Annotated in this window: 15 protein-coding genes and 1 tRNA gene; 10 read left to right on the forward strand and 6 right to left on the reverse strand. The window is 61.7% G+C overall.

Features of this window, described 5'->3' with window-relative positions:
- Nucleotides 1-139 precede the first annotated feature (139 nt).
- A complete protein-coding gene (locus AU381_RS19765; RefSeq protein ID WP_037419987.1) occupies nt 140-490 on the forward strand; it encodes a hypothetical protein in 351 nt (116 codons plus the stop codon).
- Nucleotides 491-826: 336 nt separating this feature from the next.
- On the opposite strand, the gene sciP is transcribed toward AU381_RS19765, so the two are convergent.
- A complete protein-coding gene (sciP, locus tag AU381_RS19770; RefSeq protein ID WP_003527546.1) occupies nt 827-1,102 on the reverse strand; it encodes a CtrA inhibitor SciP in 276 nt (91 codons plus the stop codon).
- A 437-nt stretch (nt 1,103-1,539) separates the two neighbouring features.
- On the opposite strand from sciP, the gene mnmA reads away from it, so the two are divergent.
- The 6 genes from mnmA to AU381_RS19805 all read left to right on the forward strand — a co-directional run bounded on the left by mnmA (nt 1,540) and on the right by AU381_RS19805 (nt 8,765).
- A complete protein-coding gene (gene mnmA, locus AU381_RS19775; RefSeq protein WP_064243476.1) occupies nt 1,540-2,736 on the forward strand; it encodes a tRNA 2-thiouridine(34) synthase MnmA in 1,197 nt (398 codons plus the stop codon).
- A gap of 134 nt (nt 2,737-2,870) precedes the next feature.
- Nucleotides 2,871-2,947: transfer RNA gene (locus tag AU381_RS19780), tRNA-Met, on the forward strand.
- Between the two features lie 311 nt (nt 2,948-3,258).
- A complete protein-coding gene (locus AU381_RS19785) occupies nt 3,259-4,989 on the forward strand; it encodes an adenylate/guanylate cyclase domain-containing protein (RefSeq protein WP_064243425.1) in 1,731 nt (576 codons plus the stop codon).
- A gap of 491 nt (nt 4,990-5,480) precedes the next feature.
- Nucleotides 5,481-6,431, forward strand: coding sequence for an NAD(P)-dependent oxidoreductase (locus AU381_RS19790; RefSeq protein WP_156528638.1), 951 nt, complete (start codon nt 5,481-5,483; stop codon nt 6,429-6,431).
- Between the two features lie 1,282 nt (nt 6,432-7,713).
- Entirely contained in the window at nt 7,714-7,950 is a 237-nt protein-coding gene (locus AU381_RS19800; protein ID WP_064243428.1) for a hypothetical protein, read from the forward strand.
- Between the two features lie 242 nt (nt 7,951-8,192).
- Nucleotides 8,193-8,765, forward strand: a complete 573-nt coding sequence (locus AU381_RS19805) for a hypothetical protein (RefSeq protein WP_064243429.1) — start codon at nt 8,193-8,195, stop codon at nt 8,763-8,765.
- 40 nt (nt 8,766-8,805) lie between these two features.
- Here the strand turns inward: AU381_RS19805 and AU381_RS19810 are convergent, their stop codons facing one another.
- Complete coding sequence (locus tag AU381_RS19810) at nt 8,806-9,210, reverse strand: hypothetical protein (protein WP_064243477.1); 405 nt, start codon at nt 9,208-9,210, stop codon at nt 8,806-8,808.
- A gap of 220 nt (nt 9,211-9,430) precedes the next feature.
- Here AU381_RS19810 and AU381_RS19815 point away from each other — a divergent pair, with 220 nt between their 5' ends.
- From AU381_RS19815 to AU381_RS19825, 3 genes are all read left to right on the forward strand, one after another.
- Complete coding sequence (locus AU381_RS19815) at nt 9,431-9,826, forward strand: low affinity iron permease family protein (RefSeq protein WP_064243430.1); 396 nt, start codon at nt 9,431-9,433, stop codon at nt 9,824-9,826.
- Nucleotides 9,827-9,900: 74 nt separating this feature from the next.
- Nucleotides 9,901-10,089: a hypothetical protein gene (locus AU381_RS19820; RefSeq protein WP_064243431.1), complete on the forward strand. Its 189-nt coding sequence runs from the start codon at nt 9,901-9,903 to the stop codon at nt 10,087-10,089.
- A 34-nt stretch (nt 10,090-10,123) separates the two neighbouring features.
- Nucleotides 10,124-10,372 (forward strand): hypothetical protein, encoded by a 249-nt coding sequence (locus AU381_RS19825; RefSeq protein WP_064243432.1) that lies wholly within the window; start codon nt 10,124-10,126, stop codon nt 10,370-10,372.
- Here AU381_RS19825 and AU381_RS19830 read toward each other — a convergent pair.
- The 4 genes from AU381_RS19830 to AU381_RS19845 are packed head-to-tail and all read right to left on the reverse strand — an operon-like array spanning nt 10,369 to nt 14,098.
- Nucleotides 10,369-10,944: a HutD/Ves family protein gene (locus tag AU381_RS19830; RefSeq protein WP_064243433.1), complete on the reverse strand. Its 576-nt coding sequence runs from the start codon at nt 10,942-10,944 to the stop codon at nt 10,369-10,371. The genes AU381_RS19825 and AU381_RS19830 overlap by 4 nt on opposite strands.
- Nucleotides 10,941-12,428, reverse strand: coding sequence for an HAL/PAL/TAL family ammonia-lyase (locus tag AU381_RS19835; RefSeq protein ID WP_064243434.1), 1,488 nt, complete (start codon nt 12,426-12,428; stop codon nt 10,941-10,943). Before AU381_RS19835 ends, AU381_RS19830 begins: the two co-directional genes overlap by 4 nt.
- Nucleotides 12,421-13,248, reverse strand: a complete 828-nt coding sequence (locus tag AU381_RS19840; RefSeq protein WP_064243435.1) for a quaternary amine ABC transporter ATP-binding protein — start codon at nt 13,246-13,248, stop codon at nt 12,421-12,423. The genes AU381_RS19835 and AU381_RS19840 overlap by 8 nt, the downstream gene beginning before the upstream one ends.
- The gene (locus AU381_RS19845) at nt 13,241-14,098 is read right to left on the reverse strand and encodes an ABC transporter permease (protein ID WP_064243436.1); all 858 of its coding nucleotides are present in this window, start codon (nt 14,096-14,098) and stop codon (nt 13,241-13,243) included. The genes AU381_RS19840 and AU381_RS19845 overlap by 8 nt, the downstream gene beginning before the upstream one ends.
- Nucleotides 14,099-14,139 lie beyond the last annotated feature (41 nt).

Below are 14,139 nucleotides of genomic sequence, written 5' to 3' on the forward strand. Positions count from 1 at the left end.
CTGTCGACGCATAGGTCGCGGTAGCACTTTGAATTGCTGCATTTCGCTAAATCGCTCCGATTTAGGGAAACATGCAGCATTGGGCCGGCAGTCGGGCGGAATCGGTAACCGGGGTCTCGCTATCCACGGAGTATTGCGTATGAAAGCACGTGAGAGCCTTACCCGCCTGAAGGAGTTTCAGGTGCGGGAGAAGCAGCGTCAATTGACCCAGCTTCAGATGATGATGTCCGAGTTCGAGCGGATGACCAAGGAACTCGAAAGTCAAATCGTCTTCGAGGAAAAGAAGTCGGGGATTTCCGATCCCTCGCATTTTGCCTATCCGACCTTTGCCAAGGCGGCGCGGCAGCGCGCCGATAACCTCCAGGTGTCGATCCGCGAGCTGAAGGTGCAACAGGATGCGGCCGAGCTGGCGCTTGCCGAGGTTCAGGCCGAGTATGCGAAGGCCGCGGCCCTGGAAGAGCGGGATTCGTCCGCCCGGCTTCGCGCCTGAGAAGACACCTGCCGCTGTGTTTTGACGGAGCCTCGACCGCAACTGCGGCGAGGGTCCTTCCCCCCCCACAGGAGTTACGGACGACCCGCTTTCCTTTCGGAGAGCGGGTCGCCGCGTTTCGCAGGATCCTGCAGACTACGCCTGGATTACGTCCTGCCACCCCGGATGAGGGATCACCTCTGGGCGCCTTTCTACGTCTGAAAAGACGCGCGGCGCTGTGGGCGATAATCCGTGAAGCACGGGAGATTTCGACTGGAGCGCATCTCTGAAACGGCACCGGCGGCTGCGGGAGGGTCCCGAGCCGCCGGTTCGATGCATAACCCTGTCGCGGATGGATCAGTGGCGGTATTGCTGAATGCGGGTGGTCCGCAGGCCGGCGAGACCGTGGTCGTTGATGGAGGACTGCCAAGAGAGGAATTCCTCGACGGTGAGGGTGTAACGTTCGCAGGCCTCCTCGAGGCTCAAGAGGCCGCCACGCACGGCAGCGACGACCTCGGCCTTCCGGCGGATCACCCAGCGCCGGGTGTTGGCCGGCGGCAGATCCGCAATCGTCAGAGGACTGCCATCGGGGCCGATGACATATTTTACGCGTGGACGCATCATCTCGGTCATGGGACTCTCTACACAAACTCAAGACCATATGGAGGCGACCTTAGCTTGCCACATTTAACATTTGCCTAAGCCGCCGGTAACAATTTGCTCATAAATCGAGCCGCCCTAAAGCGCGTCGCATTCAATCGTGTTCCACTGTACACGACAGCAGTCTACATTGATCGGCGGCTGCGCGGCCGGTACGCCTGCACTCTTGCCCCGCGGAGCACAAGTTTCTATATGTCGCGGCACAGAAAGCCGAAGGAAGACCGCCAGTGCAGCATGATCAGCCCGCGGCTTCTACAGCGCCGTGCGTCTCATCAGGCGCACAAAGGTCGCTGTAGCACTTTGAATTTCTGCATGTTTTCCCAAGATCGCGTAGGATTTACGGAAACATGCAGTAGGTAAAACAGGACGCCGGCAGCGACAGGCCGGGCCCGGATGCCGGATTGGATCCCGTGAACAGTCTCGATTTTGACCGCAAGCCCGAAGATACGCGTGTCGTCGTCGCCATGTCCGGCGGCGTCGATTCCTCCGTCGTCGCCGGGCTGCTCAAACGCGAGGGCTACGACGTTCTCGGCATCACGCTGCAACTCTACGACCATGGCGCGGCGGTGCACCGGGCCGGCTCCTGCTGCGCCGGCCAGGATATCGACGATGCGCGGCGCGTCTGCGAAACGCTCGGCATTCCGCATTACGTGCTCGATTACGAGGCACGCTTCCGCGAGACGGTGATCAATCCCTTCGCCGAAAGCTATATTGCCGGCGAAACGCCGATCCCCTGTGTTGCCTGCAACCAGACCGTCAAGTTCGCCGACCTGCTGGCGACCGCCAAGGAGCTCGGCGCCGACGCGCTTGCGACCGGCCACTACATCCGTTCCCGGCCGAGCCCGAAGCCGCGCTACCAGGGCCAGCGCGCCCTCTACCGGCCGACCGACGCGGAGCGTGACCAGAGCTACTTTCTCTTCGCGACCACGCAGGAGCAGATCGACTATCTGCGCTTTCCGCTCGGCAGCCTCTCAAAGCCCGAGACGCGCGCTCTTGCCGAAGAGATGGGCCTCGTCGTTGCCAAGAAGGCCGACAGCCAGGACATCTGTTTCGTGCCGCAGGGCAAGTATAGCGACATCGTCTCGAAGCTGAAGCCGAATGCGGCGCTTGCCGGCGAGCTCGTCCATCTCGACGGGCGCGTGCTCGGCACCCACGAGGGCATCCTGCACTACACGATCGGCCAGCGGCGCGGCATTGGGGTGGCGACCGGAGAACCGCTCTACGTGGTCTATCTCGACGCCCGCTCGCGCCGCGTCATCGTCGGCCCGAAGGAGGCACTCGAGACGCGCCGCGTCTATCTGCGGGACGTCAACTGGCTCGGCGACGAGGAGATGGACGAGGCAGCGGCGCGCGGCTTCGAATGCTTCGCCAAGGTCCGCTCCACCCGCCAGCCGGCACCGGCGATGCTGAAGCGCGATGGCGACGGCATCTATGTCGAGCTTGTCGACGGTGAGGCGGGAGTGGCTCCCGGCCAGGCCTGCGCCCTCTATTCCGGCACCGGCGAGGACGCCCGCGTCTATGGCGGCGGATTCATCCGAAAATCGGAACGCGAGCCGGCGGCGGAAGCGGCTCTTCAAGCGCTCCTGCGGGAGCCCGCGGCCGCCTGAGCGGGCTCGATCCGGCGCGCCGGGAAAAGTTCGCGATTTGCCGAAGACATTGCTTGACACTAGCCGGAACAGCGCCTTATAAGCCGCCCGTCCAGCCGAGACGGGCTTCGCCAAGAAGCTGCCACGGCACCGGCGGCGGAGTAGCTCAGTAGGTTAGAGCAGAGGAATCATAATCCTTGTGTCGGGGGTTCGAATCCCTCCTCCGCTACCAATATGTTTCCGAGCTTCGCGACGCCCCGGTTGCGTGGACAGCTGGGCATAGGGCACCAGCCTCTGTTCCCGATGTGCATGCGAGTCCGGTTTTTTGTGCCAACAGCAGTCGCACGGCAGTTTCCGATCAGCGGCCGCAGTCAACCCTATGCGGTCGCCGGTTAGCCGGAGGGAACGTTGCGATCTGGCCGTTTGCGGAAGTTGGTTCGCCGACGGTGGAATTCACGCCATGACCCAGCCAGACTGGCCATTGCATTATTTCGGGCCTAGAATTTGACGACCGTGGTAACGTAGTTGGCAAGGCGACCTGCGATGGAACGCCATCTTGCTGCCATTCTCGCGGCCGATGTCGTTGGCTACTCCGCGCTCATGGAGCGCGACGAGGCGGGGACCTTCGTGCGGCTCAAGTCCGGGCGCAAGCAGCTGTTCGAGCCGGAGATCGAGCGTCACCACGGGCGGATCTTCAAGCTCATGGGCGATGGGCTGCTCGCCGAATTCGCCAGCGTCGTCGATGCTGTCGAATGCGCTGTGGTGTTGCAGCGCGGACTCGCGGAGCGCAATACCTGCGTGCCCGAGGACGAGCGCTTCCAGGTTCGCATCGGCGTCAATCTCGGCGAGGTGATCGTCGACGGCGAGGATCGCTACGGCGAGGGCGTGAACATCGCCGCGCGATTGGAGGAGCTGGCCGAGCCCGGCGGCATTTGCGTTTCAGGAAAGGTATCGAAAGAGGTCGAGAAGAAGCTGGCCTTCGGCTTCGAGTCGATGGGTGAGCAGCGGATGAAGAACATCGCAGAGCCGATCGCCTGCTTTCGCGTGAACCTGCAACTCCTGACATCCCCCGCTCAGCCCGTCCGATCCTTGCCGACGCTGCCTAGATTGCCTAACAGCGCGGCAATCGCCGTGCTGCCTTTCACCAACATGAGCAGCGATCCTGAACAGGAATACTTCGTCGATGGCCTATCGGAAGATTTGATCACCGATCTATCCAAGATAAAGGGCCTGTTTGTCATCTCGCGGCATTCGTCGTTCGCCTTCAAGGGAAGGGCGATCGATATCCGCTCGATCGCCAAGGACCTGGGTGTCCGGTTCGTTGTCGAAGGTAGCGTACGGAGAGCCGCGGCGCATGTCCGCATCAACGTGCAGCTAATCGACGCGAACGATGGCGCTCATGTCTGGGCCGACCGGTTCGACCGCGAACTGGCAGACATTTTTGTAGTGCAGGACGAGGTAGTGGGCAGGATCGTCAGTGCCCTTTCCGGTGTGCTGCCATCGGCGCGTCCGATTGCAAGGCAGAGAGCAACAAACCTTGAAGCCTACGACCTGTTTGTGCGCGGACGCGTGCTGGTCACCCAATCCGCCGAAAGCAACAGAGCGGCACGACCGCTCCTTGAGAGATCAATCGAACTCGATCCGAACTTCGCGGATGCACATGCGTGGCTCGCAATCAGTCATACATGGGCGTGGTCGTACTGGGGCGACGCGCTGGAACCCCATCGCTCGCTTGCCCTGGCCGCAGCCGAAGCCGCAGTGTCGCTCGATCCGGAGAACGTCGGTGCGCATGCAATTCTCGGTTATGTCTTGATGCACGAGGGGAAGACAGATTCAGGTGCGGCGGAATTGAGCACAGCGCTTCAGATCAACCCCAACCATGCCGACGGCTGGTCGTTTCTCGGAATAATGAAGGTGGGAGAGGGGCGCGCCGTGGACGGCATCGACTGTCTGCAGAAGGCGTTTCTTCTTAATCCGCACCCGCCTGGATGGTATTACTGGCATTTAGGATTCGTCCAATACGCAGCAGGCCGATACGAAGACGCCGTCGCAACGTTGCGGAACGAGGCGACACATCGGTCGGGGTCGCAACGAATTTTAGCGGCCAGCCTTGCGCAGCTTGGCCGTACCGAGGAAGCCAAGGTGGAGGCCGCGCAATTCCTCGCCGCACATCCACACTTCTCGACAGAACGCTGGGCGAGCATACAGCCGCTCCGTGAGGCGGATCGTCAGCACTTTATCGATGGGTATATCAAGGCCGGCCTGCCCAAGTGAGGTGGGCTGGTGAGGTTCGACAGGCCTTCACGCGTCGCCGCTTCCACCACAGTGTTTTGTCGGCTCCTGGCACATTCCAGTCTCAACATGGCAATCGGCTGAGCGACCGTTCTCCATCCATTGCAGTCCTTCCAGATCGACAGGATGCACGGCAGGTTCGGGCCAACAGCGGCCCGCCTTCATGCAGCAAAACGCCCGAAAGTGAACGGGGGGATCGCCTGAAACGGCGCTCCACAACCAAAAACTCGAGCTGCAGGGAGGGCTCGGTTCCGCGGCAATGCCCGGGATGTGATATCGCCCACAAGTTCGAAGCCCGGTTTGCGCACGAAGCGGACGATCAGGACTGCCTTAGATGCTGAGGTGCGGATCAGTCATCCTGGCTGCCCGCCGCTTTTCGTAGAAGCGCAAAGGTACGGGATCGGCGATTAAAGGCGGGTGTGCTACGATAGGGGAGTACGGATTAGATCATTGCCTCTGCCTTGAGGTGCGAAGTGTCCGGCCAACCCATTACCGTCCTGATGGTCAATGAGTATCCTGACTATATCGACGCCAACGTGTGGGCTGCTGAGCTGAAGAAGCGCGTGCCGCAGCTCGATTTCAGGCTTTGGCCAGGTGTCGGGAACAAAGGTGACATCGACATCGTGCTGATCGACAAGGGCGCCGGCGCGGGCTTTTTCGACGGAATGACAGGACTGCGCGCCGTCCTCTATCTGGGGGCAGGTGTCGACGGTATTGATCTCCAAAGCTTTCCCAGGAGTGTTGCGCTCATCAGGCTCGCAACACGTGAGCAGGCTTCGGAAGTGGCGCAGTACATCGTCCTTCGCGTTCTCTGCCAGCAACGGCATGTTGCCGAGTACATGAACCAGCAAGCCCGCAAGATTTGGAATCCGATCGCGCCGCGGAAGGTCTCCGAGACGAAAACTGTCGTGCTGGGTGCGGGCCGGATCGGTGGCTGGGCCGCAAAGCTGTTCGCGGAGCTGGGCTACGACACTGCTGTCCGGTCTCGTCACCCGAAGACGCTTCCCGGCATACAGAATTACTTTGGCCGTGCCCAGCTTGCGGACGCACTCACAGGCCGCGACTACGTTATCTGTTCACTTCCCTTGACTGATGACACGCGTGGGATACTGAACTCAGGTGCTTTTGGAAACATGAAGCGAGGTGCGTATCTCGTGAATGTCGCCAGGGGCGCGCATGTCAACGAAGCCGACCTGATCCGCGCGCTCGACGAAGATCAGCTTTCCGGTGCCTGCCTTGACGTGTTTCAGCAAGAACCGCTGGAGGCCTCGTCGCCACTGTGGAATCATCCCAAGGTGACCATCACCCCTCATGTCGCGAGCTTCTGGGTGGATTCTGGGATCGACCAGGCCGCTGACCTCTGCGGACAAGTCGCAAGAGGCGAGCCCCTGTCCAACAGGATCGACCTCGAACTGGGTTACTGACTCGAGGCGCAGCATCAGTTTGCCTGAGGCGACACCCGCCCGCAGCATCATTAGAAGAAAATGAAACCTTTGCCCGCTCAGGGCCAATAGCTGCCCGCCTTCATGCAGCAAAACGCCCGAAAGTGAATTGGGGGGATCGATTGAGTCTGCCCTCCGCTACCAGCTTCCGAAACAAACCAACATAGCGGATGACTATAGGCGCGATACGGACCGGGCTTTTAGCTTTTCCACATTGAAGCCAGAAAAGCTGTGACAAGCGTAGCAGCAGGCGCTGCATGTGGATCCGGCTGTCTTTTCCGGGACTGCTGTGGGACAAGGAACTTCCTTAAGCTGAGCCCCAGAGCGTGCGCGAGAAGGGACTATCGGGGCTTCGCTCTGGGACCCAATGCGGGACCGCGTCGACTGTTCGACTTGGACTCGCAATCTTCGAAATCGGTCCAACGTCTCTGTTGTCTAAGTTTTCGGATCCTTTCCGCAGGGTCGATGAACAGCACCAGGACAACCGCCGCTGCGACAAGTACGTATCCCGGAATACCGGTTCTTGCGCTTGCCAGAGCAGCAGCCAGCATTGCAGCAGCAATATAGATTCCAGTCGATCCAGGAGCGGATAGCGAGACCAAGAGAAGATCGGAAATTCGATCTTTCCATTTGCTGTCAAACATCGCCGCACATCCGATAACCTCGACATTGATAGTCTAGTATGGGCCGGCGAAATCTTTCGGCAACCCGTCTCAGACCTTTGGCGCTACCTGTCGGACTAAGGTCCTACAGCCTCGCGTCTATCGGACGCGCATAGATGAGGAAATAGGCAGGAAGCACCCAAGATGCAGCATCCGGGCTTCTAATCGCCATGCCGAGACGATAGACCCGCAGGCGCGCCGGCATGCCGTCGATAGGCCGCGCCAACGTGTTGCTGTCCTGCAACGAATCCGCTTGCGGTTGCTGCAATCCGAAATTGTGGCTTTGCCAATCGGTCGGTCTCGTGTATGGTGGCATCGTTCGCAATTCAAGCCAGAGGAGGCGTGAAATGGATTCTATTCTCGTGACTGTGCGCCTCTCTCGCGGAACGGCTGTTGTGGCCCCGGTGCATCGCGCATCCAGCTCGAGCCGATTTTCTTTCCAGGGCTATTGAACCCCCGGATTTCCGCCGATTGGCATCATTCCCATTTGACCTGACGTGACCGGCTGACGGAGCGATTTTCCCGTATTTTCGCGTCCGCATCCGTGCGTCTTCCTGACTACGAGAGGACCTGGCCGCGTCGTTGCGCCGGGACGGAAAATCATGCATGAAGCACAATTGTTAGTTGTTGATACCCTCGGCGCGACGGTCGACGACCTGTGCCGGAAATTCGGCGTCTGGAGAACGGCGCGTGCATTGCTTCTGGCAGTCTGGAGACAGCGGCAAATGACGAACCAGGTCTCCCACCTGTCAAATCGGATGCGCCGCGATATCGGCCTTCCCGAGAACGAGGATCGCCTCCTGGAAGGCCGGTTTCCCCTTTGGGACATCCGGCATTGAGGTGCCGCCCGACCGGAGCAACCGCGGGGTCCGAGGAGGGGCGCTATGCGCGTCCCTCCTATATTCCTGACTTTTCAGATGTGTCTGCATCCGCGCTGTCACTCGCCGCGGGCGCTCTGATGCTTCTCGCATGATCGAGAAGGGCACTAACCCAATCGCATGAATAGCGCGCGGATGAAGCCCGCTGTATCATTGCGCCCTGCTCCTCGCTGGAGGCGAGTTGAGCGAGGGAGGACCGAGCCATGCCTATGTCTTCGGTGCTGCGTTGGACGACCTGTCTGGCGGCAGCCATTGCTTTCATGTCCGCAAATCTGGTGAACGCGTCCGACAAGCTTCCGCCGGAGCTCGAAAAACTGAAGGCGTCGCTTGAAAAATACCGGGATCCGGTGGTCGCCGTGCGCGACGGTTATTTCTCGACGCTCGGCTGCGTCACCTTCGCGACCGGCACGATGGGCGTGCATTTCCTGAATCCCGCCCTGATCGGCCCGGTGCCCGATCCGATGAAGCCGACCCTGCTGGTCTATGAGCCGGTGGGCGACAAACTGCAGCTCGTTGCCGTCGAATGGCTGATCCCGCTCGCCACGGGCGTAAAGCCCAAGCCCGAGTTGTTCGGCCAGCCCTTTGACGGGCCGATGGAAGGGCACGAGCCGCTTCTGCCGGCGCAACTGCATCATTACGACCTGCACGCCTGGATCTTCAAGCCAAACCCGCTCGGCCTGTTCCATCCGGTCAATCCGGACGTCAAATGTCCTGACGGGCCTTATACTTTGCTGGAAGAGGCGCCGAAGTCGGTGCCGCACCATGGGGCGCAGTGAGGAGAGATGGCGTTCGGCGTCGACGTCCCTCGTGCATATGTCAGCGGTCATGGTGTTGAGGTGTTGCCTTCGGACGCCCCTCCCGGGCGGATGTGAAGGAGGGGAAGTGATAGCCGTCCAGCGGCGAGAGGCCTTTGGCCCCGCCGTGGTCCCGTTTGCGCCTCCGGGTGGCCAGCATTTCGGCGGAAAGGTTGTCGAGATATTCGAGAGCCTCCTTGGTTGCCTCCGCCGTGACGGTGCTGCCGTCCGCTTCGGCCGCGCTCCGCAACTCGTCTCGAATGTCCTCCACGATTTCTGCAATGAAACGCTGCGGGTCGTCGGTCTGCGAGGCAATCCACTGCAGCAGGCGGCACATCAACATCTCGTTGACACGCATTGCCGCGACAGTCTGCCCGAGCATCAGTGTCAGTTTCTGAAGCTTGTCGGCTTTTTCCTTCTGAGGCATCGCAATCTCTTCAGTCCTGGTATCGGTTTGTATCGCGTTCTTCTCCGCCTTCGCCGTTCTGGTCACGGGAGGGCTGTCGGCAGCCGCTTTCGTCACCCTGGGCTGAACGGCAGGCGGCAGGATTTGTTCCGCACGCAGGAGAGCCGGCCTTGCTGCTGTCGGACCGGAAGGAACCAAGAAGGCCGTCGCCGCGTTCGCGGTCTCGGAAGGAGACAGACAGGTGCAGCCGATCTTTACCCGCTTTTCGAGCCGAATTTCCGATCTCGCCGGAAAACCGATCACCTTCGTCGTTGCGGTCTCGGTGATCGTTACCTGGGCTATATGCGGGCCAATCTTCGGTTTCTCCGCGAAATGGCAGCTCGCCGTAAACACCTTCACGACGATCACGACGTTCCTGATGGTCTTTGTGCTTCAGAACTCGCAGAACCGGGACGGCATCGCGCTGCAGGCCAAGATCGACGAGCTGATCCGCGTGAGCGACGCCGAGAACCGTTTCATGGGGATCGAGAAGCTCGGCGAAGAGGAGCTGAAAGAGGTTCGCCGCGACTGCATTCAAGAGGGCACGGATGCCCGGGAGGCAGAGAACGGCGTCGCGGTCGCGCACGGGAAGGCGTGACTCGCTTTCAGAACCGGAGAGGCGGAACCAAACCGCCCCGCGGGCGTTCTCTCGACAGAGGTGGGAGGTGACGAATGAGACACATGGATATCCGCAAGCTCGAAAAATCCGACACCAAGCATGTCTGGGACGTGGCGGAATACTGCAGGCGAAGCGGTCTTCACAAGGCCGAGGAGCGGCGCCTGATCAAGGTGCTCGGCAGATACGCCTCGGTCCATGAGCTTCAAATGAATGTCGTGCGTCCTCAAACGCGCACACGCTGACGCGTGATCGCGCGTTATTTCGCGGAGCAAGCGCGTGTGGCCAGTCCTCGCCGGTGCATTCCTGTTTATCTGCGGCGTTCTCGTCATGACCTGGGAAGCGCTTGGCCGTCGACGGCTGAGCGAGCCACCGCATCCCTTCGATGACGATCCACAGACGCTGGAGCCAAGACATCAGAACTTGCGTTTCCTCGGCCTGACGCGGAACTGGCCCGCAGCGGTCATGATGGCCCTTGGCGCCATCCTCCTGCTTTTCGGCGCGATCCGCTACGCCCTGGTTCTCTAAGCGGAACTGATCTCGACAAGAAAGACCTCCGAGGCGATGTCCGCCGATAGCGTGAGGGCAACGGGCTGCTGAAGTACCGCCGTGTCCAGCGCGTGCAGCGTCGCAGAGACGCCTTGGGTCGACAGCGCGACGCTGCCGCGGTGGCAGAAAAGGATGAGATCCCTGGCGTGCGAGGTGATCGGTAGCGAGTGCTCGACATGGAGCTTTCGCACCCGGTGCCTGAGCGTCTGCCGGCGGGTCATGACATTCAGGTCGGTGATCGGGCCGTTCGCGAGCTTGGCCGACGTCGTCACATCGGCCGGGAAGGAAAGGGGTGCATCGGCCGTCGTCAAGAGCTTCGGTGGGCGGCCCTCGATCGAGAGCGTCATGCCGGCCCCTTCGAGGATGGAGAGTGTCCGGTCGATGCCGGAGAAGCTGGAAAACAGGCCGTCATTGGCGACCGTCGCCATGCTGACGCGCCAGTCGAAATCGGAAAGCGGCGCGCGATCGGGTGACACGGCGATTTCGATCGTCTCGCCGCCGCCGTTCTTCCAGGGCATGTGCCTGTAGTCGTTTGAGCGCAGGATTTTCATGGTGCCACTCCTCGCATGAGGTCGCGCATCCGGTCGAAGTCCTCGTTCATCGGCCGGTCGTCGGCATAGGTTGAGATTGCTCCGCGAATGCGGCCATAAAGAGCATCGGTCCGCGGTGCCCTGCCGCGCGATTTCGGCTGCTTGTCATAGGCCTGGGCGGCTGCCAGCAATTCGATCGCGACGATCCGTTCGAGATTGTCGAGGATCGAGAGGACCTTCCATGCGGCAGGCGTGGCATGGGTCAGGATGTCCTCCTGCAGCGCCGATGTGATGCCGCCGTCAAGGCTTGCCGGCGCTGCCAGCCGGCGGTTTTCGGCGACGAGGGCCGCTGCAGTGTACTGGGCGATCATGAAGCCGGAGGAGACGCCGCTGTCGTCCGCAAGGAACGCCGGCAGACCGCTCACCAGCGGATTGACCAGACGGTCTATGCGGCGCTCCGAGATCGCGGCGACCTCCGCCGCGGCGACGGCGAGACTATCCATAGCAAGCCCGAGCCCGGCTCCGACGGCATGCGCCTGCGAGTGGACCTGGGGGTCCTCCGGCGAACCGGAAACGGCCGGATTGTCGGTAACGCTCGCAAGTTCGCGGTCGACGATCTCGGCTGCCTGGAGGAACGCGTCGCGCGCCGCGCCATGCACCTGCGGCACGGCTCTCAGGCTTAAAGGATCCTGCGTGCGGCTGCCGGCGGTCTCGGCGAGCATTGGGCTTTCGGCCAGCCAGTTGCGCAAGGTCTTGCCGACCGCCTGAAGACCCGGCGATTGCCGCAGTCCCAGGGGTGCCTCGGCAAAGGGCTCGGCCTGGCCGCCGAGATTTTCATAGGTCAGCGCCGCGGCCGCATCGGCCCAGCCGAAGAGCCGTTCGGTGCGGCCCAGCGCCAGCGCCGCCTGACCGGTGGCGCAAGGCGTGCCGTTGACGAGACTGAGACCCTCCTTCGCTTCGAGCCGCAAGGGCTTCAGCCCGATGCGGGCAAGCGCCTCCGCGCCGGTGAGCATTTCGGCCCCGTGCGCGGCCGTGCCATGGCCGATCAGAACGAGCCCGATGGCGGCAGCGTGGGTGAGATAACCGACCGAACCGCGCGAGGGGATGTGCGGAATGATATCCGCATTCAGAAGGGCGAGCAGCGCCTCGACGGTCTCGATACGAACGCCGGAATAGCCATGCGCGAAATTGGCGATCTGCGCTGCCATCACGGCACGCGCTCCGGACTGCCCGAGCGGTTCGCCGACGCCGCAGGCGTGGCTCAGAATGATGTTGCGCGACAGGGCCTCTTGGTTCTCGCGGCTGATCACGACATCGCAAAGCGCACCGACGCCGGTATTGATGCCGTAGCCGCGGATGCCGCGCTCGACCAGCGCATCGACAATGCGGCGGGCACCGATGATCCGCTGACGCGTGCGCTCGGACAAGGCGAGGCGAACGCCATCGGCGATGGCGGCGACTTCGCGCCATGTCAGCGGTCCATCGATGACGATCGTTTCAGTCATGCTTCTCGGGTCTTCCCTGCCGGCGCTGGACGAAGCGCGCGACATAGTCGTTTGCCGGGTTGTCGAGAATATCACCGGGCGAGCCGACCTGCACGACCTGACCGTCTTTCAAGATCGCGATCTCGGATCCGATGCGCAGGGCCTCGTCGAGATCGTGGGTGATGAAGACGATGGTTTTGGCAAGGTTCTGCTGCAGTTGCAGCAGTTGGTCCTGCATATCGGCGCGGATCAGCGGATCGAGCGCGCTGAAGGCTTCGTCCATCAGGATCACGTCGGTATCCGCGGCGAGCGCCCGCGCCAGGCCGACGCGTTGCTTCATGCCGCCCGAGAGCTGGTGCGGGAACTTCGCGTCATAGCCCGAAAGGCCGACCGTCTCGATCCATTTCATGCCGATTTCGCGGGCGTCAGCTTTGGATGTGCCGCGCACCCGCTGGCCGTAGACGACATTCTGCAGCACGGTCCGGTGCGGCATCAGTGCGAAGCTCTGGAACACCATGCTGACGCGCCGCATTCGGAAGGCACGCAGCGCCTTGGCGTCGAGATCGAGGATATTGCTGCCGTCGAAGAGGACTTCGCCGCTCGTCGGTTCGATCAGCCGGTTGATATGGCGCACCAGCGTCGACTTGCCGGAGCCGGAAAGGCCCATGATCACGAAGATCTTGCCGGCGCCGATCTTCAGGCTGACGTCGTTGAGGCCGACGCTGCAGCCGGTTCGGCCAAGGATATCGGCCTTGTCCAGGCCATCCTTCGCCATGGCGAGCGCCTTCTTCGCATCATGTCCGAAGATTTTGTAGACGTTGCGGATTTCGATATCAGCCATTGCGGGCGTCCTCCGTCCGGGGCTTGCCGAAGCCCTGCGTGATGCGATCGAGCACGATTGCGAGAATGACGATGCCGATCCCGGCCTCCAGCCCCTTGCCGACGTCGAGCGTCTGGATGCCGTTCAGTACCTGTTCACCGAGACCGCGTGCGCCGATCATCGAGGCGACGACGACCATCGACAGTGCCATCATGATCGTCTGGTTGAGGCCGGCCATGATCGTCGGGGTGGCGAGCGGCAGCTCGACGCCGAACAGGATCTGGGTCGGACTGCCGCCGAAGGCGGTCGCCGCTTCGACAACCTCGCCGTCGACCTGGCGGATGCCGAGATCGGTCAGGCGGATCAGCGGCGGAACCGCATAGATGATGGTGGCGAGGATGGCCGGTACCTTGCCGAGACCGAAGAGCATCAGCGCCGGGATCAGGTAGACGAAGCTCGGCATGGTCTGCATGACGTCGAGAACCGGCAGCGTGACGTTGCGTACGACGCGGCTCTTGGCGACCAGGATGCCGATCGGCACGCCGATCACCACCGAGACGATGGTCGCCATCAGCATCAGGGCGAGCGTCTGCATCGTCAGGTCCCAGAGCCCGAGCACGCCGACGGCGAGAAGCAGGGCACCGACGGCAAGCGTCAGCGTCCAGCGCTTCGAACTCTGCCAGGCAAGCGCCATGAAGGCCAGAATCACCAGCCACCAGGGCAGGCCACGCAGGATCCATTCGATGAACAGCACGGCCTTCAGGATGACGCCGCTAATCGCCTTGAACACCCAGCCGTAGTTGGTGACGAGCGCCTGGATGAACTCATTCACCGGGGCGCGGATCGAAAGATTGAGAGAGTCCGGAAACATCGGAATAATCCTTGCTCGGATAGCCGCCGGCGATCATCGCC

Source organism: Sinorhizobium glycinis, assembly GCF_001651865.1.
In the GTDB taxonomy this organism is placed as follows: domain Bacteria; phylum Pseudomonadota; class Alphaproteobacteria; order Rhizobiales; family Rhizobiaceae; genus Sinorhizobium; species Sinorhizobium glycinis.

Coding starts and splice junctions, on each gene's coding strand:
- sciP (WP_003527546.1), bottom strand. CDS start 1,102: ATGACCGAGATGATGCGTCCACGCGTAAAATATGTCATCGGCCCCGAT.
- AU381_RS19785 (WP_064243425.1), top strand. CDS start 3,259: ATGGAACGCCATCTTGCTGCCATTCTCGCGGCCGATGTCGTTGGCTAC.
- AU381_RS19810 (WP_064243477.1), bottom strand. CDS start 9,210: ATGCCTCAGAAGGAAAAAGCCGACAAGCTTCAGAAACTGACACTGATG.
- AU381_RS19830 (WP_064243433.1), bottom strand. CDS start 10,944: ATGAAAATCCTGCGCTCAAACGACTACAGGCACATGCCCTGGAAGAAC.
- AU381_RS19765 (WP_037419987.1), top strand. CDS start 140: ATGAAAGCACGTGAGAGCCTTACCCGCCTGAAGGAGTTTCAGGTGCGG.
- AU381_RS19840 (WP_064243435.1), bottom strand. CDS start 13,248: ATGGCTGATATCGAAATCCGCAACGTCTACAAAATCTTCGGACATGAT.
- AU381_RS19800 (WP_064243428.1), top strand. CDS start 7,714: ATGCATGAAGCACAATTGTTAGTTGTTGATACCCTCGGCGCGACGGTC.
- AU381_RS19820 (WP_064243431.1), top strand. CDS start 9,901: ATGAGACACATGGATATCCGCAAGCTCGAAAAATCCGACACCAAGCAT.
- AU381_RS19835 (WP_064243434.1), bottom strand. CDS start 12,428: ATGACTGAAACGATCGTCATCGATGGACCGCTGACATGGCGCGAAGTC.
- AU381_RS19845 (WP_064243436.1), bottom strand. CDS start 14,098: ATGTTTCCGGACTCTCTCAATCTTTCGATCCGCGCCCCGGTGAATGAG.
- AU381_RS19805 (WP_064243429.1), top strand. CDS start 8,193: ATGCCTATGTCTTCGGTGCTGCGTTGGACGACCTGTCTGGCGGCAGCC.